Here is a 20,384-nt window from a genome sequence, read left to right as displayed (position 1 = left end):
GAAGGGGCGCGCCGGTGCCGAAAGGGAGCAGCGACCAGCGAGGCACGAGCGCCGGCGCGCCGACCGTCGGCACCGGGTCAGAGCAGCGGGGCTCCGCCGACGCGTCGGCGGAGCCCCGGGGTCGGCTCGTCAGCTGGCTTCGGAGCCCGCCGACTGGGCCGGGACCGCCGCGCCGAGCAGGGCCGGCGAGGCGTAGCGGGACCAGGACAGGCAGCCGTCGGGCGGGCAGAACTCGGGGCGGCGCGGGTCGTGCCCGAGCTCGCGCAGCTTGGTCCGGACGGAGTCGGGCGTACGGCCGAAACGGGCGGCGATCCTGGCGACGGTCTCGCCGTCGTGGAAGCGCCGGACCAGCTCCTCCTCGTGCTGCGGTACCCAGGGGGCGCCGTGGCCCGGGTACAGCTCGCGCAGCACGTCGCGGTCGGGGATGGGCTCGGAGACGTCGGCGACGATCGCCAGCGCCCGCAGCGCGCGGTTGAGCGCGATCCGCAGCGAGGCGACGTCCTCGACCGGCAGGCGGAGCTTGCCCGAGGCGAGCGGCGCGGCGGCCGCCCCCTCGCGCCAGCCGGTCAGGGTGAGGGTGACCTCGCGGTCGTCGTCGCTGGCGAGTTCGATCCGGAAGACCTTGTCGCCCAGCGGGAGCTCGTTGAGATGACGGAATGCCATGGCAGGACCCCCAAGTGTCGTGCCAGGTACGCACCTTGAGGGTGCGTCCTGAACACCTTCATTCTCTCCCGGGGGTCTGACAATCCGGCCTGTTCGAGGGCCCGCTCAGCCCTTCTCCATGTAGGCCGCGCGGTCCTCGTCGAGCAGGCTCTCCAGCGCGGTGCGCAGCTCCGGGTGGGCGGTGAGGTCCGGGTCCTCGGCGACCAGCCGGGTGGCCTCGGTCCGGGCAGTGAGGATGACCTCCTCGTCCTCCAGCACCGAGAGCACCTTGAGCGAGGACTTCACCCCGGACTGCGCCTGGCCCAGCACATCGCCCTCGCGGCGCTGTTCGAGGTCGATCCGGGACAGCTCGAAGCCGTCCAGGGTGCCGGCCACCGCGTCCAGCCGGGCCCGGGCGGCGCTGCCCCCGGGCATGTCGCTGACCAGCAGGCACAGGCCCGCCGCGCTGCCGCGGCCGACCCGGCCGCGCAACTGGTGGAGCTGGGAGACGCCGAAGCGGTCGGCGTCCATGATGACCATCGCGGTGGAGTTGGGGACGTTGACGCCGACCTCGATGACCGTGGTGGCGACCAGCACGTCCACCTCCCCGGCCGCGAACCGGCGCATCACCTCGTCCTTGGCCTCCGGGGCGAGCCGCCCGTGCAGGATCTCCACCCGCAGGCCGCTCAGCGGGCCCTTGGCGAGCTTCTCCGCCGTCTCCACCACCGAGAGCGGGGGCCGCCGTTCGTCGCTCGCGGCGCCGATGTCGGCGATGTCCTCGAAGTCCTCCTCGGCCGCCTTCCGCTTCTTCTTGGCCTCGTTCTTCGATGCCGGGGCCGTCGGCTCCTCGTCCCCGATCCGGGGGCAGACCACGTACGCCTGGTGACCCTTGGCGACCTCCTCGCGGACCCGTTCCCACGCTCGGGTGAGGAAGTTGGGCTTCTCCAGCGCCGGGACGACGTGGGTGGAGATCGGCGAGCGGCCGGCCGGGAGCTGGTCCAGGACGGAGGTCTCCAGATCGCCGAAGACGGTCATCGCGACGGTGCGCGGGATCGGGGTGGCGGTCATCACCAGCAGGTGCGGCGGCTGGTCGCCCTTGGCACGCAGCGCGTCCCGCTGTTCGACGCCGAAGCGGTGCTGCTCGTCCACCACGACCAGGCCGAGGTCCTGGAACTGGACCTTGTCCTCGATCAGCGCATGGGTGCCGATGGCGATCCCGGCGTCCCCGCAGGCCATGTCGAGCAGCGCCTGCCGGCGGGCGGGGACGCCCATCGAGCCGGTCAGCAGCACCACCCGGGTGCCGAGATCGGAGCCGCCGAGCATGCCGCCCTCGGCGAGGTCGCCCATCATCTCGACGATCGAGCGGTGGTGCTGCTGGGCCAGCACCTCGGTGGGCGCGAGCAGGACGGCCTGGCCGCCAGCGTCCACCACGGCGAGCATGGCGCGCAGCGCGACCAGCGTGTTGTGCGTCACGGTGAAGTTGTCCGTGACGTAAGCAGCATCCGGGTGTCCGACGCGAATGCACTGAACCGGCTTGCGGCCGACGTACTCGATCTGACGGATTCCCCGGCGGAAGGTGTTGCGCTTGAGGCGATCCGTCAGCTTTTCGGCCTTCCGAGGCAGGCGGAACGGCGGATACTCGTCAGGGAGCGCGACCGAGACCTCGAACGCCGCCTGCTTCGGCCGCACTCGGGCCCGTCCACCGAGCGACCGCACCAGCCAGGCCACGTCGTCGGCGAGGCTTCGCGATGCGCTGCAGAACGAGACGCTGTACCCGTTGCGCCCGACCGTGCCATCGGTGTCCATCAGCCCCTGCAGGACAGCCAGCCGGTGCTTGACCGAGGCGTTCTTGAACACCTCCGGGACGAACTTCTCATGGGAGGTCAGGTCCCAGAGGCCGAGCTCTCGCAGCACTCGGTTCACCGGGTTCCGCTGTGTCCCGCCGCGCGGACCAGGCAACCGGATCAGGTAGTCGTATGGCTTGCTGAGCTTCTGAGTGACCACGCACTCCGGCGGGACGGTGGCCTTGACCGCGTCCAGGATCTCGGCGTCAGCCGTCGAGAATCCCAGCTGGTGCCGGAAGGTGCCGTCTCCCAGCAGCACGCCCATCAAGTAGGGGTCGAGCGGCTGCTCGTCCCCCTGGCCGAGATCAACGGGCGTCGCCTGCGGCAGATACCACTTGGATGTTCCGTTGCGCTTCCAAAGGTCGCCGCGGATCTCCCGCGTCGTGAGGATCTCGGGCTCGTCGCCACGGTGCCAGGCACAGCTGGTCGCGACGATCCAAAGATGCTCGTCGTCGCACTCGACGGAGCTTCCGTCCGACAGGACGAGCCGCCAGACATCGCGCTCGCCTTGAGGGAACACCCCCTCAATCGGAGCGAGATCACCCGACGGTGTCACCACCAGGTCCCCGACGTGCATGTCGCGCATGGCCCTGAATCCGCCGGGCGTCAGAACCAGGGCATCCAGCGGCTGGGCCTTGCCGGAGCCGACCTCGCCCTGGAGCAGGCGGTGCATCGGGTGCTCGGTGGCCAGGTCGGCGGCGATCTCGGCGGAGACCTTCCGCTGGCCCTCGGTGAGGGTGAACGGCAGCCGGGCGTCGAAGGCGTCCAGCAGGCCGCCCTCGCGGGCCTTGCGCGGCTTGGCGGGCAGTGCGGAGTCGGCGGCCCGGCGCTGGGCGAGGGCGACCTGCAGCACGAAGGCCTCGTCCCAGCGCAGCCGGCTCTGGGCGCGCTCGCGGTCGGCCTGGCTGCGCGGGCGGTGGATCAGCTCCAGTGCCTCGGGCAGCGGGATCAGGTCGTGCCGCTCGCGCAGTTCGGCGGGCAGCGGCTCGCCGACGTCGCCGAGGTGTTTGGTGAGCGCGGTCTCGATGCAGATGGACAGCTTCCAGCTGGGCATCTGCGCGCTGGCGCCGTAGACGGGGATGAGCCGGCCGGCGAACTGCCGGGCGGCGTCCGACCCGGCGTCCTCGTCGAGCAGTTGGTAGTCGGGTGAGACCAGCTGACGGGTGCGGTTGAAGACGCCGACCTTGCCCGCGAACAGGCCCTGGGCGCCAGCCTTGAGCTCCTTCTGCCGCCATCCCTGGTTGAAGAAGACCAGCGAGAGCCGGCTGCGGCCGTCGGTGACCACGACCTCCAGGCGGTCGCCCTTGCGGCCGCGGAACGGGATCAGGGTGACCTTCTCGATCCGGGCCAGCACGGTGACGTGCTCGTCGATCTCCAGCTCGTCCAGGCTGGTGAGCTGGCCGCGCTCGACGTAGCGGCGCGGGTAGTGGTGCAGCAGGTCCCCGACCGTGCGCAGCTTGAGGCTGTCGGCGAGCACCTTCGCGGTGCGGTCGCCGACGAGCTTGGTCAGTGGTTCATCGAGAGCGCCCATCAGGCCCCTGTTTACACCACGGGACCGACAAACCGGCCTCACGAAGGGCGACCCGCCCGCCCCCGGCTCACTCGACGCCGATGAGCAACGGCGTCGACTCCTGCCCGCCGTGGAAGACCACCGAGTCCACCTCCGGCCGCCGGTGGCGCACGTGCGCGACCAGCCGGTCGGCGAGGCCGTCGTCGGCGCCCTCGCCGAGGATCAGGGTGACGAGTTCGCCGCCCGCGCCGAGCATCCGGTCCAGCACGCTCTCGCCGACCTCGGCCAGCCCGCCGCCGATCACCGCGACGTCGCCGTCGATCAGTCCGAGCACGTCCCCGGCCTGGCAGACCCCGGCCATGGTCCAGGACTCCCCCTCGGCGACGGCCAGTTCGGCGTACCGGGTGGCCCCGGCGGCGGAGGTCATGGCGACCACGTCCTCGTCGAAGCGGCGGCCGCCCTCGTGCACCGCGAGCGCCGCGAGCCCCTGCACCGGCGAGCGGGTGGGCAGGACGGCGATCCGCACGCCCTCCTCGCGCAGCTGGTCGGCGGCGGCCCCGGCGGCGGCGCGCAGTTCGGGGTCGTTGAGCAGCAGCACCACCTCGCGGGCGGCCGAGCGGCGCACGGCGGCGGCGAGTTCGGCGCTGGCCGGACGACGGTCCGGGTCGGCGTGCAGGGCGACGGCTCCGGCCTGCTCGCACAGTTCGGCCAGGCCCTCACCGGAGACCACGGAGAGCACCGCGCGGGCCTGCTCCTCGCGCTCGCCGGGCTCGGCGGCGGTGCCGGAGCGGGCGGCGGCCTCGGCGAAGTGGGTGATCCGGATCTGGTGCGGGCGTCCGGCCTCGACCCCGGCCTCCACGGCGGCGCCCGCGTCGTCCACGTGGACGTGCACGTTCCACAGGCCGTCGCCGCCGCCGATCACCAGCGAGTCGCCGAGCGCGCCGAGGCGCTCGCGCAGCGCGGGCAGCGACTGGTCCGGTGCGTCCAGCAGGTAGATGACCTCGAAGGCGGGGTGTCCGGGGCCGGGCGGACGGATGTGCACCTCGCAGCTCTCGACGGCCCGAATGTCCCCGCGCAGCGCGACCGGCCCCATCGGCTGCTGCCCCGCGACGGCGTCGGCGAGGGCGCCGAGGACGGCCACCAGGCCGCGCCCGCCGGCGTCCACCACCCCGTTCTCGGCCAGCACGGCGAGCTGCTCGGGCGTGTGCCGCAGCGCGTCCCGGGCTGCCCGGTGGGCGGTGTCGGCGACCTGCCCGAGCCCGTCCCCGGCCCGTACGGCCTCCCGTGCGGCGACCCGGGCGACGGTCAGCAGGGTGCCCTCGACGGGCTCCGCGACGGCCTGGTAGGCGGAGTCGGCGGCCCGCTGAAGGGCGGCCCGCAGCTGTTCGGCGCCGCCGCCCTCGGCGAGCGCCTCGGCCGCGCCGCGCAGCCACTGGGCGAGGATCACCCCGGAGTTGCCGCGGGCGCCGACCAGGGCGCCGCGGGCCATCGCCCGGACCGCGTCGGCCAGCCCGGGGGCCGGGTCGGCGGCGGGGTCGGCGGCGGGGTCGGCGGCGGGGCCGGCGAAGCGGCTCTCCACCTCGGCGGCGGCGGACTCGACGGTCAGGTAGAGGTTGGTGCCGGTGTCGCCGTCCGGGACCGGATAGACGTTGAGCGCGTCGATCTCCTCGCGGGCTTGGCCGAGCGCGCGCAGGGCGAGCTGGCACCAGGTGCGCACGGCCGGGGCGTCGAGCGTGTGCAGCACCAGGTCTCCTCCGGATGGGACGCCGATATGGCCTGACGGGCAGCGGCGAGGGGTGATACCGGCAGGTTATCGGGGGCCGCCGACTGGGGCCGCCCGGATCGGCGGCCGGAGCGATCACTCGGCCGCTCATGGTAGTTTCGTGGGACGGAAGCAAGCGTTGTATGCTCTTCCGGTTGCCTGGAACCGTCCAGGCTCACCCCCTTGTCCGGTCTGGTTCACGTGAGTGCTCCGGTGGGTGAGTGGGGTTTTCGAAAGTATCTGATCTGAAGTCTTGGAGTGACTCCTGTGGCTGCCAACTGCGACGTCTGCGGCAAGGGGCCGGGCTTCGGCAACAGCATCTCCCACTCTCACCGCCGTACCCCCCGTCGTTGGAACCCCAACATCCAGACGGTGCGCGCTGTGATTGGGCGGACGCCGAAGCGGCTCAACGTCTGCACCTCGTGCATCAAGGCCGGTAAGGTCTCGCGCTGACGCGCAGACCGGCATGCCGGTCCTCCAGTGAGTCGGTTCATCCTCGGATGGACCGGCTTCGCTGTTTCCGGGACCGGTCACGCTTTCCGGACGCAACCGTGGTGGGCGGGCTCCCTTGGGGCCCGCCCACCACTGTTTTCCGGCTGCCGGCTAGCGCCAGCGCCAGGCGTGGTCGACCGGCCCGATCCCGGCGCCCAGCGCGAAGCCGGCGGCGATCGCGCCGGTGATGTACTCCTTGGCCGAGCCCACCGCCTCGGGCAGCGACTCCCCCTTGGCCAGGCCGGCCGCGATCGAGCTGGCCAAGGTGCAGCCGGTGCCGTGGGTGTGCCGGTTGTCGTAGCGCGGCGCGCGGTACCAGTGCACCTCGTCCGGACCGCCGTAGAGCAGGTCGGCGGCCTCGCCCTCCAGGTGGCCGCCCTTGACCAGCGCCCAGCGCGGCCCAAGGTCGACCAGCGCCTTGGCGGCGTCCAGCATCTGCGACTCGTCCTCGACGGTCCGGCCGGTGAGTTGGGTCACCTCGTGCAGGTTGGGGGTGACCACGGTGGCGACCGGAAGCAGCCTCTCGCGGACGGTGGCCACCGCCTCGGCGGCCAGCAGCGCGTCCCCGTGCTTGGAGACACCGACCGGGTCGACCACCACCGGGGCCGCCACTCCGGACAGCAGCTCGGAAACGGTCTCGACCAGTTCGATCGAGGCGAGCATCCCGGTCTTCACGGCCTGCACCCCGATGTCGTCCACCACGCTGCGGAACTGCGCCCGGACGGCTTCGGCAGGCAGTTCCCAGTAGCCCTGGACGCCGAGCGAGTTCTGCGCGGTGACGGCGGTGATCACGCTCATGCCGTGGACGCCGAGGGCGAGCATCGCCTTGAGGTCGGCCTGGATGCCGGCGCCGCCGCCGGAGTCGGAGCCGGCGATGGTGAGCACGCGGGGAGGAGCATCGGAGGGGCCGCGCGAAGCGTTTCGGCCGGGGGCGGGGGTGGGAGACGGGAGGGCCATGGCCCCAACCTACCCGCGCCGGTTCAGAGCACCGCCTCGGACTCCGCCCAGCGGTCCTCCGGCACCGTCTTCAGCCGGGTCACCGCATCGCCGATCGGCACCAGCTCGATGCCGGTCCCGCGCAGCGCGGTGAAGTGCCCGAACGCGCCCTGGTGGACGGCCTCCACCGCGTGCCAGCCGAAGCGGGTGGCGAGCACCCGGTCCCGGGCAATCGGGGTGCCGCCGCGCTGGACGTGGCCGAGGATGACCGGGCGGGCCTCCTTGCCGAGCAGGTTCTCCAGCTCGTGGGCAAGCCGGTTGCCGATCCCGCCGAAGGTCTGGTGCCCGAACTGGTCGACGTCGCCGTGGTCGAAACGCATGGTGCCGGGCTGCGGGGCCGCGCCCTCGGCGACGGCGATGATGGCGAACTTCTTGCCGCGGGCGAAGCGGTCCTCGACCATCCGGGCCACCGCCTCGATGTCGAAGGGCTTCTCCGGGATCAGGATGCCGTGGGCGCCGCCGGCCATGCCCGCGGTGAGGGTGATCCAGCCGGTGTGCCGGCCCATCAACTCGACCACCATGACGCGCTGGTGGGACTCGGCGGTGGTCTTCAGCCGGTCGATCGCCTCGGTCGCGACGTGCACCGCGGTGTCGAAGCCGAAGGTGACGTCAGTGGCGTCGATGTCGTTGTCGATGGTCTTGGGCACCCCGACCACTGGCAGCCCGGCGTCGCTGAACTGCTTGGCGGCGGTGAGCGTCCCCTCGCCGCCGATCGCGATCAGCGCGTCGATGCCGACGTCCAGGGCCAGCGTCCGCGCGTTCTCCACCGCCCAGGCGATCCGCTCGCGCCGCACCCGGGCCGAGCCCAGGATGGTGCCGCCGAGGGTGAGCAGACCGGTGACGTCGTCGTGCGAGACCGGCCGGGCGCGGCCCTCGATCAGGCCGAGGAAGCCGTCCTCGATGCCGACGATCTCGTCCCCGTGGACGTCCGTTCCCCGGTGCACCACCGACCTGATCACCGCGTTGAGGCCGGGGCAGTCGCCGCCGCTGGTCAGTACACCGATGCGCATGTGTGGTGTGCTCCCGCTCGCAGTGGTTCAGACCACCCACCCCGGACGGGCGGGCGGGCTCGGATGCCGCAAGCCTACGCAAAACGCACCCTCGAAGCCCGTCCGCCGCACGCCCGGACCGTCACATGCCGCACCGGTGTCCAGTGCCCATCCGCCGTACTCCGTACGCCGATCGGCGAACCCGCCCCGAGCCGAAGGGGCGCGCCGGTGCCGAAAGGGAGAAGCGAGGAGGTCCGAGGCACGAGGGCATCGGAGCGCCGACCGTCGGCACCGGGTCGCAGCGCCCCGGAGGCGAGCGGGCGAGCAACGGTCACTCGGCGAAGTGGTCCCAGCCGCCGACCCGGTCCCAGGGCGCGCCGTCCACCGTCACCCGGCCGCTGCGCGACCCCCGCGGACGACCGGTCACCTCGCCCACCACCCGCCAACGGGCCGGGAGTTGGACCCCGCGCGGGAAGGTGGCCACGATCGCGTGGTCCTCACCGCCGGACAGCACCCAGACCAACGGGTCCACCCCGACTGCCTGGCCGATGTCGGCCATCTGCGCCGGGACGTCGAAGTCGGCGGCCTTGAGGTCGATGTCCACGTCGCTGGCCCGGGCCACGTGGCCGAGGTCGGCGACCAGCCCGTCGCTCACGTCGATCATCGAGGTCGCGCCCAACTCGGCGGCGGCCGGGCCCGCGTGGTACGGCGGCTCGGGCCGGCGGTGCGCCTCGACGAAGGCGCGCGGGGAGCGGAAGCCGCGCTGCAGCACCGTCAACCCGGCCGCTGACCAGCCGAGCCAGCCGGTCACCGCGACCACGTCGCCGACCTGGGCTCCGGAGCGCGTCACCGCCGCGCGCCCCTGGAGGTCGCCGAGCGCCGTGATGGCCAGCATGACGGTGTCACCGCGCACCACGTCGCCGCCGACCACCGTCGCCCCGGCCACCTGGCACTCGTCGCGCAGCCCGTCCATCAGCTCGGTGGCCCAGGTGGTCGGCAGGTCGGCGGGGGCGACCAGCCCGAGCAGTATCGCGGTCGGCACCGCACCCATCGCGGCCACGTCGGCGAGGTTCTGGGCGGCGGCCTTGCGGCCCACGTCGTAGGCGGTGGACCAGTCCCGGCGGAAGTGCCGGTTCTCGATCAGGACGTCCGTGGTGGCCACCACCCGGCCGTCCGGGGCCTTCACCACCGCGGCGTCGTCCCCGGGACCGAGGTCGACCGCGTCGGTGAGCGGTACCCGGGCCGTCAGCTCCTTGATGAGGCCGAACTCGCCCAGCTCGCCCACGGTCCCCTGCATCTGCCGTCCTCTCGCGTTTCCATCCGAATCCAGTCCCCGTCGCGCTCCCCCGCGCGCAGCGTACGCCCTTCGGGGGTGCAGAAGTCTCCCCTCCCCGGCCCGCTGCGCGGTAGCGTGGTGATCAGTCTGCCGCTGAGCCCGCTCCCACCCCTGTGCCCGACCGGGCGAACACGGCGGCGATCCCCGTTACCGACCGCCGGGAGGCCCACGTGGTACAGGCATACATCCTGATCCAGACCGAGGTCGGCAAGGCCAGCGCCGTGGCCGATACGATCGGCAAGATCCCCGGAGTGCTCACCGCCGAGGACGTCACCGGCCCGTACGACGTGATCGTCAAGGCCCAGGCCGAGACCGTGGACGACCTGGGCCGCATGGTGGTCGCCAACGTCCAGAAGGTCGAGGGCATCACCCGCACCCTGACCTGTCCGGTGGTCCACCTCTAAGCCCCGGCTACCATCGGCGGGTGGGCAGAGAACTCCGTATCCCCAAGGCGCTGACCGCGCTTCCGGCGCCGGTCCGCTGGCTGACCGTGCCGGTCGCGCTGACCTGCACGGTCGTGGTGCTGATCGGCAGCTGGAGTTCGGCCGACCCGGACGTCGAGGTCCCGCAGCCGACCGGTAGGGCCGCGGAGTACTGCCGCGCACTGGCCTCCGCGCTGCCGCACGAGCTGCTCGGACACGCCCGCAAGGACCCGTCGCCCGCGTCCCCGTACACGGCGGCCTGGGGCGGCTCGCCGCGGACGGTGCTGCGCTGCGGCATCGACCGGCCGGAGGAGTTGAACGGCGAGCACGCCGAGGACTGGTCCCCGAGCGCGAACGACGTCACCTGGTGGTCGCAGCAACTCGGCGACGGCGGCTACCGCTTCGTGACGACCATGCGCGCCGCCTACGTCGAGGTGACCGTCCCGGCGGGGGCCGCGCAGAACCCCTTCGACCCGGCGGCCGCCCTGAGCGACCTGGTGAAGGCCGCGATCCCGGGCTGAGCCAGCCGAGCGGGCGAGTCACGGAACGCACCGAGGGCGGGCCGGGAGCTTCCCGGCCCGCCCTCTCACCGTCGGTACGACTACCGCAGCCCGGTCGAGCGGCGCAGCGCCGACTGCAGCAGCCGGTCGATCAGCTCCGCGTACGCGACCCCGCTGGCCTCCCACATCTTCGGGTAGGCGGAGATCGGGGTGAAGCCCGGCATGGTGTTGATCTCGTTGATCATCCAGCTGCCGTCCTCCAGGAGGAAGAAGTCCACCCGGGCCAGGCCCTCGCAGCCGAAGGCCTCGAACGCGGCCACCGCCTGGCGCTGGATCTCCGCGGTCTCCTCGACGGTCAGCCGCGCCGGGATCCGCACCTCGGAGGAGTCGATGTACTTGGCCTCGAAGTCGTAGAAGTCGAAGCCCTCGCCGACCAGCACCTCGGCCGGGACGCTGGCCCGCGGGCCGTCCTCGAACTCCAGCACGCCGCACTCGATCTCGCGGCCGGAGACCCCGGCCTCGATGATCAGCTTGGGGTCGTGCCGACGGGCCTCCTCGATCGCCGCGTCCAGGTCGGCCAGGTCCTTGACCTTGGTGATGCCGATGCTGGAGCCGGCCCGGCAGGGCTTCACGAACAGCGGCAGGCCGAGCGCGGCGGCGCGCTCGCGCACGTCCGCGCGGCCCTGCTCGGTCTCCCAGTCGCGCGGCCGCACGATGGTGTAGTCGCCGACGCCCAGACCGTGCGAGGCCAGGATCCGCTTGGCGAACTCCTTGTCCATGCCTGCCGCGCTGGCCAGCACGCCGTTGCCGACGTACGGGATGCCGGAGAGCTCCAGCAGGCCCTGCAGGGTGCCGTCCTCGCCCCACGGGCCGTGCAGCAGGGGAAACACCACGTCGACGTCGCCGAGGTCCTTGGGGGCGCTTCCCGGCTCGCTGAGGACCACTTCCCGGTTGCCCGGGGAGGCGGACAGCGTGACCTGTCCGTCGACGGACTCGGCGATGTGCGCCACGTCCGGCAGCCTGCCGTCGGTGATGGCCATCCGGGCCGGCTCGTCACTGGTCAGCGCCCAGCGGCCCTCGTGCGTGATACCGATCGGCAGCACGTCGTACTTGTCGCGGTCGATCGCCCTGAGCACACTGCCCGCGGTGGAGACCGAGATCGCGTGCTCGGAGCTGCGCCCGCCGAAGACCAGCGCGACGCGTGCCTTCCGGGCGGACGGGTTCAGGGAGGTCTGTTCGATGCTCATATCGGGTTTGAGACTACCGTGCGCCGCGTTTCCGGGAGGTCAACGCCCACCCGGGGCGCCGGAGAGCCCCCTGGCCCGGTCCCGCGGCACCGTCCCGCGGCCTCAGCGCCGTTCGGCCTTGGCCGAGCGCGACATCAGCGCCTGCAGCGCCTCCTGGGTCGGCCGCCCGTTGTGCACCACGTCCACCACGGCCTCGACGATCGGCATGTCGACCCCGCTGCGGCGGGCCAGGTCCAGCACCGACTCGCAGGACTTGACGCCCTCCGCGGTCTGCCGGGTGGCCGCGATGGTCTCGGCCAGCGACATGCCGCGGCCCAGGTTCATGCCGAAGGTGTTGTTGCGCGACAGCGGCGAGGAGCAGGTGGCGACCAGGTCGCCCATCCCGGCGAGCCCCGCGAAGGTGTGCGGGTCGGCGCCCAGTACCTCGCCGAGGCGGGTGGTCTCGGCCAGCCCGCGGGTGATCAGGGTCGCCTTGGTGTTGTCGCCGAGCCCCATTCCCGCCGCCATGCCGACCGCCAGGCCGATCACGTTCTTGACCGCGCCGCCGAGTTCGCAGCCGACCACGTCGGTGTTGGTGTACGGCCGGAAGTACGGCGTGTGGCAGGCCGCCTGGAGCCGCTTGGCGACCGCCTCGTCGGTGCACGCGACCACACTCGCGGCGGGCTGCCGGTTGGCGATCTCCTTGGCCAGGTTGGGCCCGCTGACCACCGCGACACGCTCCGGGCCGACCTTGGTGACCTCGTCGATCACCTCGCTCATCCGCTTGGCGGTGCCGAGTTCGATGCCCTTCATCAGGCTCACCAGCACGGTCTGCGGCTCGATCAGCGGCGCCCAGGCGGCCAGGTTGTCGCGCAGCGTCTGCGAGGGCACCACGAGCACCGCGAAGTCGGCGCCGGCCAGCGCCTCGGCGGCGTCGGTGGTGGCCCGGACGGAGTCGGGCAGCCGGATGCCCGGCAGGTAGTCCGGGTTCTCGTGGGTGCTGTTGACGGCGTCCACCAGCTCCTGGCGGCGGGCCCACAGCACCACCTCGCAGCCCGCGTCGGCCAGCACCATCGCGAAGGCGGTGCCCCAGGACCCGGTCCCCATCACTGCGCAGCGGGTCACCGGCCCGTCCCCTCACCGTCGTTGTCGTTCTTGGGGCCCTTGGCCCGGCGGCGCTCGGCCAGCGCGGCGGTGGCCCGCTCGCGGGCGGCCTTGCGCATGTCGTAACGCTCGGCCGGCGGCTCCTCGCCGCGGATGTCGGCCAGCACGGCGGTGATCGCCGTCATGATGTCCTCGGTCGCGTCGGCGAGCACCTGGGCGGTGAGCTCCTGGCCCTGGTACTTGCTGAGGTCCACCGCGGGCCCGGCCGCGACGGTGACCCTGTGGCGCGGGAAGAGGTTGAACTTGCCCTTGCCGTAACCGGGCCGGCCGTACGGCGGGATGATCTCGTGGGCGCCCCAGTGCGCGACCGGGATGACCGGCGCACCGGTCATCAGCGCGACCCGGGCGACGCCGTTCTTGCCGGTCATCGGCCACAGGTCCGGGTCCCGGGTGAGCGTTCCCTCCGGGTAGAACTGCACGCACTGGCCGCTGTTGACGGCGTCGATCGCGGCCCGGAAGGCCTGCGCGGCGTCGGCGGACTCACGGAACACCGGAATCTGACCGGTCTTGCGGAGCATGAATCCGATGAAGGGAATCGAGAACAGCGAGGACTTGCCGAGAATCCGCGGCGGCCGGCCGCTGTTGTACTGCCAGTGCGCGTAGACGACCGGATCGATGATCGAATTGTGGTTCACCGCGGCGATGAAGCCGCCTTCCTTCGGAATGTGCTCCCAACCCCGCCAGTCCGGCTTCACCAGGGCGGTCGTCACCGGCTTCACCAGCACGGCCGCGAAGCGGTACCAGATGCCGTAGTCGGCGTTACCGAACTTGGCGTACGAGCGGCGGGCCACCCCAGCTCCTTCTCATCACGTGCGGCACCAGGGGTGCCGCGGTCGGTGCGTCCCGGTGGCGCGCATCGGCCTGCCCGGTGCCCGGTTCGCGGGCGCGGAACAGTGTCGCCCGGCCGCTCACCGGCTGTCGAGCGACCGCGCCAACCCGCCCTGCGGTCGTGATCAAACGCACGTCCGCACAGCTCGGACGGCCTGGCGGGGGCTCCGGCACCGGCGTCACAATGACGCCGATGACCCAGGACACCGTACGCCCCGGCGAGCCCGCCGCGCCCGCCGCGCCCGCCGCACCCACCGCCGACTGGTCGCTGGTGCTGCCACTCAAGCCGCTCGCCCTGGCGAAGAGCAGACTGGCCCCGTACGCCGGGCCGCACCGGGCGGACCTGGCCCTCTCCTTCGCGCTCGACACCGTCACGGCCGCGCTGGCCACCCCCGGCGTGGCCCGGGTCCTGGTGGTCACCCGGGACACCGCCGCCGGCGCCCGGTTGGCGGCGCTGGGTGCCCTGGTCGTCGCCGACGAGCCGGGCGGCGGCCTCAACCGGGCGCTGGCGCACGGCGCCTCGGCCGCCTTGGCGCTCGCCCCGCGGGCCCCACTGGCCGCCCTCTCGGCGGACCTGCCGGCCCTGCGCCCGGCCGAACTCGCCCGGGTGCTGGGCGCGGTGCCGTCGGACGGCCGGGCCTTCCTGCCCGACTCCCCCGGCCTCGGCACCACCCTGCTCGCCAGCGCCCCCGGCCGCCCGCTCTCGCCCGCCTTCGGGGACGGCTCACGGGCCCGGCACGCGGCTGGCGGGGCACGCGAACTGCGCCTGGCGGACGTGGAGTCGGTGCGCCGGGACGTCGACACCGGCACCGACCTCGGCGAGGCGGCGACGCTCGGCCTCGGCCCGTACACCAGCGCCCTGTACGCCCGGCTGAGCGGTTCCTGACCGGAGGCCTGACCGAGGGTCCTGGCCCGGAGGCCTGTCCGACCCGCTCGCTATGCTGCTGGCATGCAGGCCACCGCGTTCACCTTCGACCCCGACACCAGAGCCGGCTCCGTGCTGCTCGACGACGGGACCCCGGTGCCGTTCGACGCGGCCGCCTTCGACGCCGGCGGCCTGCGGCTGCTGCGGCCCGGCCAGCGGGTGCGGATCCGCACCGAGGGCACCGGTGAGGCCCGCCGGGTGGTCTTCGTGACCTTGCAGACCTTCCCCGACCCTGCCGACCAGGGCTGACCGACCGGGGCTTTCCGCCACTCCGCGCGCGCTGTTCCTGCGGTTTTCCCCGCCTTGGGCGCCGGTCGCCGTCGAATCCTGACTAAGCGCCCGGAAAACGAAAGAGCCGCGGCCACCCGGTCCCCGCAATTGGCGGAAGGGGGTGCCGCGGCTCTGAGCCGAAGGCCGTCCGAGGACAGTCGCGCGGGACTTACTTGGCAGTGGTCTTGCGCGCGGTGGTCTTGCGGGTGGCAGTCTTCTTCGCCGGGGCCGTCTTCTTGGCCGTGGCGGTCGCCTTCTTCGCGGCGGTGGCCGTGGTCTTCTTGGCGGCGGCAGCGGTGGTGGTCGCCTTCTTGGCGGCGGCCGTCTTCTTGGTCGCGGCCGCCGTGGTCTTCTTGGCGGCGGCAGCGGTGGTGGTCTTCTTGGCGGCGGTCGCCTTCTTCGCGGCGGTGGCCGTGGTCTTCTTGGCGGCAGCAGCGGTGGTGGTCGCCTTCTTGGCGGCGGCCTTCTTGGTCGCGGCCGGAGCGGCGGCAGCGGCGGTGGCGCGCTTGGTGGCGGCACGCTTGGCGGCCGGGGTGGCGGCGACGCCGGCCTTGCCCGGGGTGAGGGAGCCCTTGGGGGCCTTCTTCACCGAGGGGCCTTCCTTCGGCAGCTTCTTGCTGCCGCTGACCAGGTCCTTGAAGCCCTGGCCGGGACGGAAGCGGGGGACCGAGGTCTTCTTGACCTTGACCCGCTCGCCGGTCTGCGGGTTGCGGGCGAAGCGCGCGGAGCGCTCCACCTTCTCGAAGGTGCCGAAACCGGTGACCGAAACCCGGTCACCGGCCACAACGGCACGGACCATGGTGTCGAGCACTGCGTCGACGGCCTCTGCGGCAGCCTTGCGACCGCCCAGCTGCTCGGCCACCGCTTCGACAAGCTGAGCCTTGTTCACGTCTTCCCCTTCGGAAACGGGCGCCGGATGATTCCATCCGTTCTTTTCGCACGTTAGGTATGTATCTGCGGACTTTCAATTACCAAACGCGCGAATCACCCTAGTGTCGCAATGGATTTGCGCGTCCGCGACCTCAGTCGAGGGGCGGGCGCCCCTCGTCGAGGTCATGTACAAAGCGACTCAACCGCCTTGCCGCCTCCGGAAGATCGCGCTTGGCAGTCTCCGTGACGATGAGCAGTTGACGGGTGAGAGCGGTCTTTGCATCGGCAGACACGTTCAGCGCATGCACGCGGGCGTGAGCTTGCTTCAACCGCTCGGCCACAAGCGCGTAGAGCGCTACGACTTCCTGGTCGTCCGGCACCTCAGCTGGTGCGGAGGTGACGTCCGGCCGATCGTCAATTCGGCGTTCGGATCCCCGGCCCGTGGACTCCTCGGACGCGGGTTCGCCGCCCGCGTACGGAGGTTCATGGTGCCGGTGCATGTACTGATTGTGCCATCTACCCGCAGTTGTACTTGCGCGGGGCCCTCTTCCGCAAAGCCAAATGGGCAATCCGGGGCGGGCCTCGGCGCTAACTCGCGCTCCGGAACGATGGATGGCCCGGCCCCCCCGAGGGGAGCGCGGGCCATCCGGTCGATCGCCAGAATGCTTGTTCTGAGGGGAACTCAGTAGACCGGCAGGGTACGGGGCTTGAACGCTGGGCGGGTCGCCTCGTAGGCCGCGATGTCGGCCTCGCTCTGCAGCGTGATGCTGATGTCGTCCAGCCCGTTGAGCAGCCTCCACCGCACGTTGTCGTCCAGTTCGAAGCCCGCGCTGACGCCTTCGGCGCGCACTTCGCGCTTCTCCAGGTCAACGGTGATCTCGGCCGAAGGGTCACTCTCGGTGAGCGTCCAGAGGCGCTCCACGGTCTCCTGCGGCAGCACGACGGTCAGCAGGCCGTTCTTCAGCGAGTTGCCGCGGAAGATGTCGGCGAAGCGCGAGGAGATGACCGCGTGGAAGCCGTAGTTCTGCAGCGCCCAGACGGCGTGCTCACGGGAGGAGCCGGTGCCGAACTCGGGGCCGGCCACCAGGACCGTGGCGCCCCGGCGCTCGGGCCGGTTGAGGATGAACGACTCGTCCTTGCGCCAGGCCTCGAACAGTCCGTCCTCGAAACCGGATCGGGTGACCTTCTTGAGCCAATGGGCCGGGATGATCTGGTCGGTGTCCACGTTGCTGCGGCGCAGCGGGACGGCCCGGCCGGTGTGGGTGGTGAACTTCTCCATGGCTCAGGCCTCCACGGCGACGTTGGTGTCCGCCAGGTCGGCGGGGTTCAGATCGGAAGGAGACGCCAGGCGGCCCAGGACGGCGGTCGCGGCGGCGACCTGCGGGGAGACCAGGTGGGTGCGGCCGCCCTTGCCCTGCCGGCCCTCGAAGTTGCGGTTCGAGGTGGAGGCGCAGCGCTCCCCGGGGGCGAGTTGGTCGGGGTTCATGCCCAGGCACATCGAGCAGCCGGCGTGCCGCCATTCGGCCCCGGCGGCGGTGAACGCCTTGTCCAGGCCCTCCTCGACGGCCTGCAGGGCGACCCGGACCGAGCCCGGGACGACCAGCATCCGTACGCTGTCGGCGACCTTGCGTCCCTCCAGCACCGCGGCGGCGGCGCGCAGGTCCTCGATCCGGCCGTTGGTGCAGGAGCCGACGAAGACGGCGTCCACGGCGACCTCGCGCAGCGGGGTGCCGGCCTCAAGGCCCATGTACGCCAGGGCGTTCTCGGCCGCCAGGCGCTCCTGCGGGTCGGCGAAGTCCTCGGGGTGCGGGACGTCGGAGCCCAGCGGGGCGCCCTGGCCGGGGTTGGTGCCCCAGGTGACGAACGGGGTCAGCTCGCTCGCGTCGATGAGGACCTCGTGGTCGAAGACCGCGTCCTCGTCGGTGACCAGGGTCCTCCAGTACGCGACGGCGGCGTCCCAGTCCTCGCCCTGCGGGGCGTGCGGGCGGCCTTCGAGGTAGGCGAAGGTGGTCTCGTCCGGGGCGATCATGCCGGCCCGGGCGCCGGCCTCGATGGACATGTTGCAGACGGTCATCCGGGCCTCCATGGACAGGCTCCGGATCGCCGAACCGCGGTACTCCAGGACGTAGCCCTGGCCGCCGCCGGTGCCGATCTTCGCGATGACGGCCAGGATCAGGTCCTTGGCCGTGACGCCCTCGGGCAGTTCGCCCTCGACGGTGATCGCCATGGTCTTGAACGGCGCCAGCGGCAGGGTCTGGGTGGCCAGCACGTGCTCGACCTGACTGGTGCCGATGCCGAACGCCAGCGCGCCGAAGGCGCCGTGGGTGGAGGTGTGGGAGTCGCCGCAGACCACCGTGGTGCCGGGCTGGGTCAGGCCGAGCTGCGGGCCGACCACGTGCACCACGCCCTGCTCGACATCGCCGAGCGAGTGGATCCGGACGCCGAACTCGGCCGCGTTCCGGCGCAGGGTCTCCAGCTGGACGCGGGAGACCGGGTCGGCGATCGGCTTGTCGATGTCCAGGGTCGGGGTGTTGTGGTCCTCGGTGGCGATCGTCAGATCGGTGCGGCGGACCTTGCGGCCGGCCAGGCGCAGCCCGTCGAAGGCCTGCGGGCTGGTCACCTCGTGGAGCAGGTGCAGGTCGATGAACAGCAGGTCGGGCTCGCCCTCCGCGCGCCGCACGACGTGGTCGTCCCAGACCTTCTCTGCGAGTGTCCGTCCCATCGGATTCCCTCCAGCCGGCCGCGTTGCCGGCCTTCTCGTGTCGTCGGGTAAACGCTTGCGCCGCCCTGTGCGGGGCGCGTTCGCGCAACCTGCACGCCGGATCGCTGTCCACGATGCGGACACTCTGGCGAGGTCCCATCCTGGATGTCTCCCGGGCTGCTGCATCCAGAGTGGCGCTTTTCCCGGAAGATTGAACTTGCGTCTCGCGGAATGAGACTGCAGTCTTAGGGCATGGACAACACTAGCGGCGTCGGCGTTCTCGACAAGGCCGCTCTGGTGCTGAGCGCACTGGAGTCGGGCCCCGCCACGTTGGCGGGGCTGGTCGCCGCCACCGGTCTGGCGCGCCCCACGGCCCACAGACTCGCCGTCGCACTCGAACACCACCGTCTGGTCACCAGAGACATGCAGGGGCGCTTCATCCTCGGCCCCCGACTGTCCGAACTCTCCGCCGCGGCGGGCGAGGACCGGCTGCTCGCCACCGCGGGCCCGGTCCTCACCCACCTGCGCGACGTCACCGGCGAGAGCGCACAGCTCTACCGCCGCCAGGGCGAGATGCGGATCTGCGTAGCCGCCGCCGAGCGGCTCTCCGGCCTGCGGGACACCGTCCCGGTCGGCAGCACCCTGCCGATGAAGGCCGGCTCGGCCGCCCAGGTCCTGCTGGCCTGGGAGGAGCCCGAGCGGCTCCACCGCGGCCTCCAGGGCGCGCGCTTCACCGCCACCGCGCTGAGCGGCGTCCGGCGGCGCGGCTGGGCCCAGTCGATCGGCGAGCGGGAGCCGGGCGTCGCGTCCGTCTCCGCTCCCGTCCGCGGCCCCTCCAACCGCGTGGTAGCCGCCGTCTCCGTCTCCGGCCCGATCGAGCGGCTGACCCGCCACCCGGGCCGCCTGCACGCCCAGGCCATCATCGAGGCCGCGAACCGGCTCACCGAGGCGCTGCGCCGGAGCTGACCCGACCGACTCCCCCACCCGCCCCTTCCCCCACCCCTCCCCCCACGAAAGACGAGAGGGCCCCGCTCGGAGTCGAGCGGGGCCCTTCACATCATTTCCCGGTACAAAACAAAAGACCCCGATAACCGGGGTCTTCCAATTTCTGGCTGGGGTACCAGGACTCGAACCTAGACTAAATGAACCAGAATCACTCGTGCTGCCAATTACACCATACCCCAACACAAAGCAAGGGCCGATGGGCGAGCCCACCGGCTTCCTGCTCTGAGGTACCCCCGACCGGATTCGAACCGGCGCTACTGCCGTGAGAGGGCAGCGTGCTAGGCCGCTACACAACGGGGGCTTTCCAGGCGATCCCTTGCGGGATCAGTACCCCCGACCGGATTCGAACCGGCGCTACTGCCGTGAGAGGGCAGCGTGCTAGGCCGCTACACAACGGGGGCTTTCCAGGCGATCCCTTGCGGGATCAGTACCCCCGACCGGATTCGAACCGGCGCTACTGCCGTGAGAGGGCAGCGTGCTAGGCCGCTACACAACGGGGGCTTGATCTTCATTTGTACTGCGGTACCGACCACTTGGATCGCACTGCGCTGGGGTACCAGGACTCGAACCTAGACTAACTGAACCAGAATCAGTCGTGCTGCCAATTACACCATACCCCACCAGAGTTGAACCCTTGCGGGCCCTTCTCAGGCGTTGCGCCTCTCAGTCGGTCCCTTCCGAGGGGCTTTCGCTCCCTCGTCCGTTCCCTCCCGGGCGGCGCAGAAAGAACATTACCCGACGTCTGCCCTGGCTCCAAAATCGATAACCGCAGGCAGCGGCGGGGAGGCCGTCCGGTGACCTCCGGATGCGCCGCGGGCCCGGCGTGAAGCCGGGCCCGCCCCCTGCACCGCCGCCCCGTCCGGCGCGGGGCACGGGGTCCAGGGCGGAGCGCAGCCCGCGCA

19 protein-coding genes and 5 tRNA genes are annotated in these 20,384 nt (G+C 71.9%); 6 read left to right on the top strand and 18 right to left on the bottom strand.

Annotation, left to right across the window (positions count from 1 at the left end):
* Nucleotides 1-129 precede the first annotated feature (129 nt).
* The 3 genes from ACWC9T_RS35930 to ACWC9T_RS35920 form a co-directional block, all read right to left on the bottom strand.
* Nucleotides 130-663, bottom strand: a complete 534-nt coding sequence (locus ACWC9T_RS35930; RefSeq protein WP_355674667.1) for a hypothetical protein — start codon at nt 661-663, stop codon at nt 130-132.
* A gap of 105 nt (nt 664-768) precedes the next feature.
* Nucleotides 769-4,017 (bottom strand): helicase-related protein, encoded by a 3,249-nt coding sequence (locus ACWC9T_RS35925; protein WP_449825242.1) that lies wholly within the window; start codon nt 4,015-4,017, stop codon nt 769-771.
* A gap of 67 nt (nt 4,018-4,084) precedes the next feature.
* Complete coding sequence (locus ACWC9T_RS35920; RefSeq protein ID WP_449825241.1) at nt 4,085-5,740, bottom strand: DAK2 domain-containing protein; 1,656 nt, start codon at nt 5,738-5,740, stop codon at nt 4,085-4,087.
* A gap of 285 nt (nt 5,741-6,025) precedes the next feature.
* Here ACWC9T_RS35920 and rpmB point away from each other — a divergent pair, with 285 nt between their 5' ends.
* Nucleotides 6,026-6,211, top strand: coding sequence for a 50S ribosomal protein L28 (gene rpmB / locus ACWC9T_RS35915; RefSeq protein ID WP_014138233.1), 186 nt, complete (start codon nt 6,026-6,028; stop codon nt 6,209-6,211).
* A gap of 150 nt (nt 6,212-6,361) precedes the next feature.
* Here rpmB and thiD read toward each other — a convergent pair whose 3' ends face one another.
* The 3 genes from thiD to ACWC9T_RS35900 form a co-directional block, all read right to left on the bottom strand.
* The gene (gene thiD / locus ACWC9T_RS35910) at nt 6,362-7,207 is read right to left on the bottom strand and encodes a bifunctional hydroxymethylpyrimidine kinase/phosphomethylpyrimidine kinase (protein ID WP_449825240.1); all 846 of its coding nucleotides are present in this window, start codon (nt 7,205-7,207) and stop codon (nt 6,362-6,364) included.
* 23 nt (nt 7,208-7,230) lie between these two features.
* On the bottom strand, nt 7,231-8,256 hold the full coding sequence (locus tag ACWC9T_RS35905; RefSeq protein WP_449825239.1) for an ATP-dependent 6-phosphofructokinase: 1,026 nt from the start codon (nt 8,254-8,256) through the stop codon (nt 7,231-7,233).
* A 310-nt stretch (nt 8,257-8,566) separates the two neighbouring features.
* Nucleotides 8,567-9,532 carry a thiamine-phosphate kinase gene (locus ACWC9T_RS35900; protein ID WP_449825238.1) on the bottom strand — a complete coding sequence of 322 codons (966 nt, stop codon included), beginning with the start codon at nt 9,530-9,532 and terminating at the stop codon, nt 8,567-8,569.
* A gap of 209 nt (nt 9,533-9,741) precedes the next feature.
* Between ACWC9T_RS35900 and ACWC9T_RS35895 the strand changes: the two genes are divergently transcribed.
* Nucleotides 9,742-9,975, top strand: a complete 234-nt coding sequence (locus ACWC9T_RS35895) for an Lrp/AsnC family transcriptional regulator (RefSeq protein ID WP_449825237.1) — start codon at nt 9,742-9,744, stop codon at nt 9,973-9,975.
* Nucleotides 9,976-9,995: 20 nt separating this feature from the next.
* On the top strand, nt 9,996-10,514 hold the full coding sequence (locus ACWC9T_RS35890) for a DUF3515 domain-containing protein (protein WP_449825236.1): 519 nt from the start codon (nt 9,996-9,998) through the stop codon (nt 10,512-10,514).
* An 80-nt stretch (nt 10,515-10,594) separates the two neighbouring features.
* Here ACWC9T_RS35890 and ACWC9T_RS35885 read toward each other — a convergent pair whose 3' ends face one another.
* From ACWC9T_RS35885 to ACWC9T_RS35875, 3 genes are all read right to left on the bottom strand, one after another.
* Nucleotides 10,595-11,740 carry a D-alanine--D-alanine ligase family protein gene (locus ACWC9T_RS35885; protein WP_449825235.1) on the bottom strand — a complete coding sequence of 382 codons (1,146 nt, stop codon included), beginning with the start codon at nt 11,738-11,740 and terminating at the stop codon, nt 10,595-10,597.
* Nucleotides 11,741-11,842: 102 nt separating this feature from the next.
* The gene (locus tag ACWC9T_RS35880; RefSeq protein WP_449825243.1) at nt 11,843-12,826 is read right to left on the bottom strand and encodes an NAD(P)H-dependent glycerol-3-phosphate dehydrogenase; all 984 of its coding nucleotides are present in this window, start codon (nt 12,824-12,826) and stop codon (nt 11,843-11,845) included.
* A 14-nt stretch (nt 12,827-12,840) separates the two neighbouring features.
* Complete coding sequence (locus ACWC9T_RS35875) at nt 12,841-13,674, bottom strand: lysophospholipid acyltransferase family protein (protein ID WP_449825234.1); 834 nt, start codon at nt 13,672-13,674, stop codon at nt 12,841-12,843.
* Between the two features lie 230 nt (nt 13,675-13,904).
* On the opposite strand from ACWC9T_RS35875, the gene cofC reads away from it, so the two are divergent.
* Nucleotides 13,905-14,597, top strand: coding sequence for a 2-phospho-L-lactate guanylyltransferase (gene cofC, locus ACWC9T_RS35870; protein WP_449825233.1), 693 nt, complete (start codon nt 13,905-13,907; stop codon nt 14,595-14,597).
* A 63-nt stretch (nt 14,598-14,660) separates the two neighbouring features.
* A complete protein-coding gene (locus ACWC9T_RS35865; protein WP_355673912.1) occupies nt 14,661-14,885 on the top strand; it encodes a hypothetical protein in 225 nt (74 codons plus the stop codon).
* Nucleotides 14,886-15,075: 190 nt separating this feature from the next.
* On the opposite strand, the gene ACWC9T_RS35860 is transcribed toward ACWC9T_RS35865, so the two are convergent.
* The 4 genes from ACWC9T_RS35860 to leuC all read right to left on the bottom strand — a co-directional run bounded on the left by ACWC9T_RS35860 (nt 15,076) and on the right by leuC (nt 18,498).
* Nucleotides 15,076-15,795, bottom strand: coding sequence for an HU family DNA-binding protein (locus tag ACWC9T_RS35860; RefSeq protein WP_449825232.1), 720 nt, complete (start codon nt 15,793-15,795; stop codon nt 15,076-15,078).
* Nucleotides 15,796-15,928: 133 nt separating this feature from the next.
* Nucleotides 15,929-16,276 carry an SCO5555 family protein gene (locus ACWC9T_RS35855; protein WP_449825231.1) on the bottom strand — a complete coding sequence of 116 codons (348 nt, stop codon included), beginning with the start codon at nt 16,274-16,276 and terminating at the stop codon, nt 15,929-15,931.
* 182 nt (nt 16,277-16,458) lie between these two features.
* Entirely contained in the window at nt 16,459-17,055 is a 597-nt protein-coding gene (gene leuD / locus ACWC9T_RS35850; RefSeq protein ID WP_449825230.1) for a 3-isopropylmalate dehydratase small subunit, read from the bottom strand.
* Between the two features lie 3 nt (nt 17,056-17,058).
* Nucleotides 17,059-18,498 (bottom strand): 3-isopropylmalate dehydratase large subunit, encoded by a 1,440-nt coding sequence (gene leuC, locus ACWC9T_RS35845; protein ID WP_449825229.1) that lies wholly within the window; start codon nt 18,496-18,498, stop codon nt 17,059-17,061.
* Between the two features lie 231 nt (nt 18,499-18,729).
* On the opposite strand from leuC, the gene ACWC9T_RS35840 reads away from it, so the two are divergent.
* Nucleotides 18,730-19,443 carry an IclR family transcriptional regulator gene (locus ACWC9T_RS35840; protein ID WP_030246527.1) on the top strand — a complete coding sequence of 238 codons (714 nt, stop codon included), beginning with the start codon at nt 18,730-18,732 and terminating at the stop codon, nt 19,441-19,443.
* 143 nt (nt 19,444-19,586) lie between these two features.
* Here ACWC9T_RS35840 and ACWC9T_RS35835 read toward each other — a convergent pair.
* From ACWC9T_RS35835 to ACWC9T_RS35815, 5 genes are all read right to left on the bottom strand, one after another.
* Nucleotides 19,587-19,661 (bottom strand) — tRNA-Gln (locus tag ACWC9T_RS35835).
* Nucleotides 19,662-19,710: 49 nt separating this feature from the next.
* Nucleotides 19,711-19,783 (bottom strand) — tRNA-Glu (locus ACWC9T_RS35830).
* Nucleotides 19,784-19,810: 27 nt separating this feature from the next.
* Nucleotides 19,811-19,883: transfer RNA gene (locus ACWC9T_RS35825), tRNA-Glu, on the bottom strand.
* Nucleotides 19,884-19,910: 27 nt separating this feature from the next.
* Nucleotides 19,911-19,983: transfer RNA gene (locus tag ACWC9T_RS35820), tRNA-Glu, on the bottom strand.
* Between the two features lie 47 nt (nt 19,984-20,030).
* Nucleotides 20,031-20,102, bottom strand: a tRNA-Gln gene (locus ACWC9T_RS35815).
* Between the last annotated feature and the right edge of the window lie 282 nt (nt 20,103-20,384).

It is taken from the genome of Kitasatospora sp. NPDC001159 (genome assembly GCF_053598235.1).
This window is presented reverse-complemented; position numbering and strand designations above follow the sequence as displayed.

What these genes read in the sequence shown, in the direction of transcription:
- ACWC9T_RS35930 (WP_355674667.1), bottom strand. Translation starts at nt 663, where the DNA reads ATGGCATTCCGTCATCTCAACGAGCTCCCGCTGGGCGACAAGGTCTTC.
- ACWC9T_RS35925 (WP_449825242.1), bottom strand. Translation starts at nt 4,017, where the DNA reads ATGGGCGCTCTCGATGAACCACTGACCAAGCTCGTCGGCGACCGCACC.
- thiD (WP_449825240.1), bottom strand. Translation starts at nt 7,207, where the DNA reads ATGGCCCTCCCGTCTCCCACCCCCGCCCCCGGCCGAAACGCTTCGCGC.
- ACWC9T_RS35905 (WP_449825239.1), bottom strand. Translation starts at nt 8,256, where the DNA reads ATGCGCATCGGTGTACTGACCAGCGGCGGCGACTGCCCCGGCCTCAAC.
- ACWC9T_RS35900 (WP_449825238.1), bottom strand. Translation starts at nt 9,532, where the DNA reads ATGCAGGGGACCGTGGGCGAGCTGGGCGAGTTCGGCCTCATCAAGGAG.
- ACWC9T_RS35885 (WP_449825235.1), bottom strand. Translation starts at nt 11,740, where the DNA reads ATGAGCATCGAACAGACCTCCCTGAACCCGTCCGCCCGGAAGGCACGC.
- ACWC9T_RS35880 (WP_449825243.1), bottom strand. Translation starts at nt 12,826, where the DNA reads ATGGGGACCGGGTCCTGGGGCACCGCCTTCGCGATGGTGCTGGCCGAC.
- cofC (WP_449825233.1), top strand. Translation starts at nt 13,905, where the DNA reads ATGACCCAGGACACCGTACGCCCCGGCGAGCCCGCCGCGCCCGCCGCG.
- ACWC9T_RS35865 (WP_355673912.1), top strand. Translation starts at nt 14,661, where the DNA reads ATGCAGGCCACCGCGTTCACCTTCGACCCCGACACCAGAGCCGGCTCC.
- ACWC9T_RS35855 (WP_449825231.1), bottom strand. Translation starts at nt 16,276, where the DNA reads ATGCACCGGCACCATGAACCTCCGTACGCGGGCGGCGAACCCGCGTCC.
- leuD (WP_449825230.1), bottom strand. Translation starts at nt 17,055, where the DNA reads ATGGAGAAGTTCACCACCCACACCGGCCGGGCCGTCCCGCTGCGCCGC.
- leuC (WP_449825229.1), bottom strand. Translation starts at nt 18,498, where the DNA reads ATGGGACGGACACTCGCAGAGAAGGTCTGGGACGACCACGTCGTGCGG.
- ACWC9T_RS35840 (WP_030246527.1), top strand. Translation starts at nt 18,730, where the DNA reads ATGGACAACACTAGCGGCGTCGGCGTTCTCGACAAGGCCGCTCTGGTG.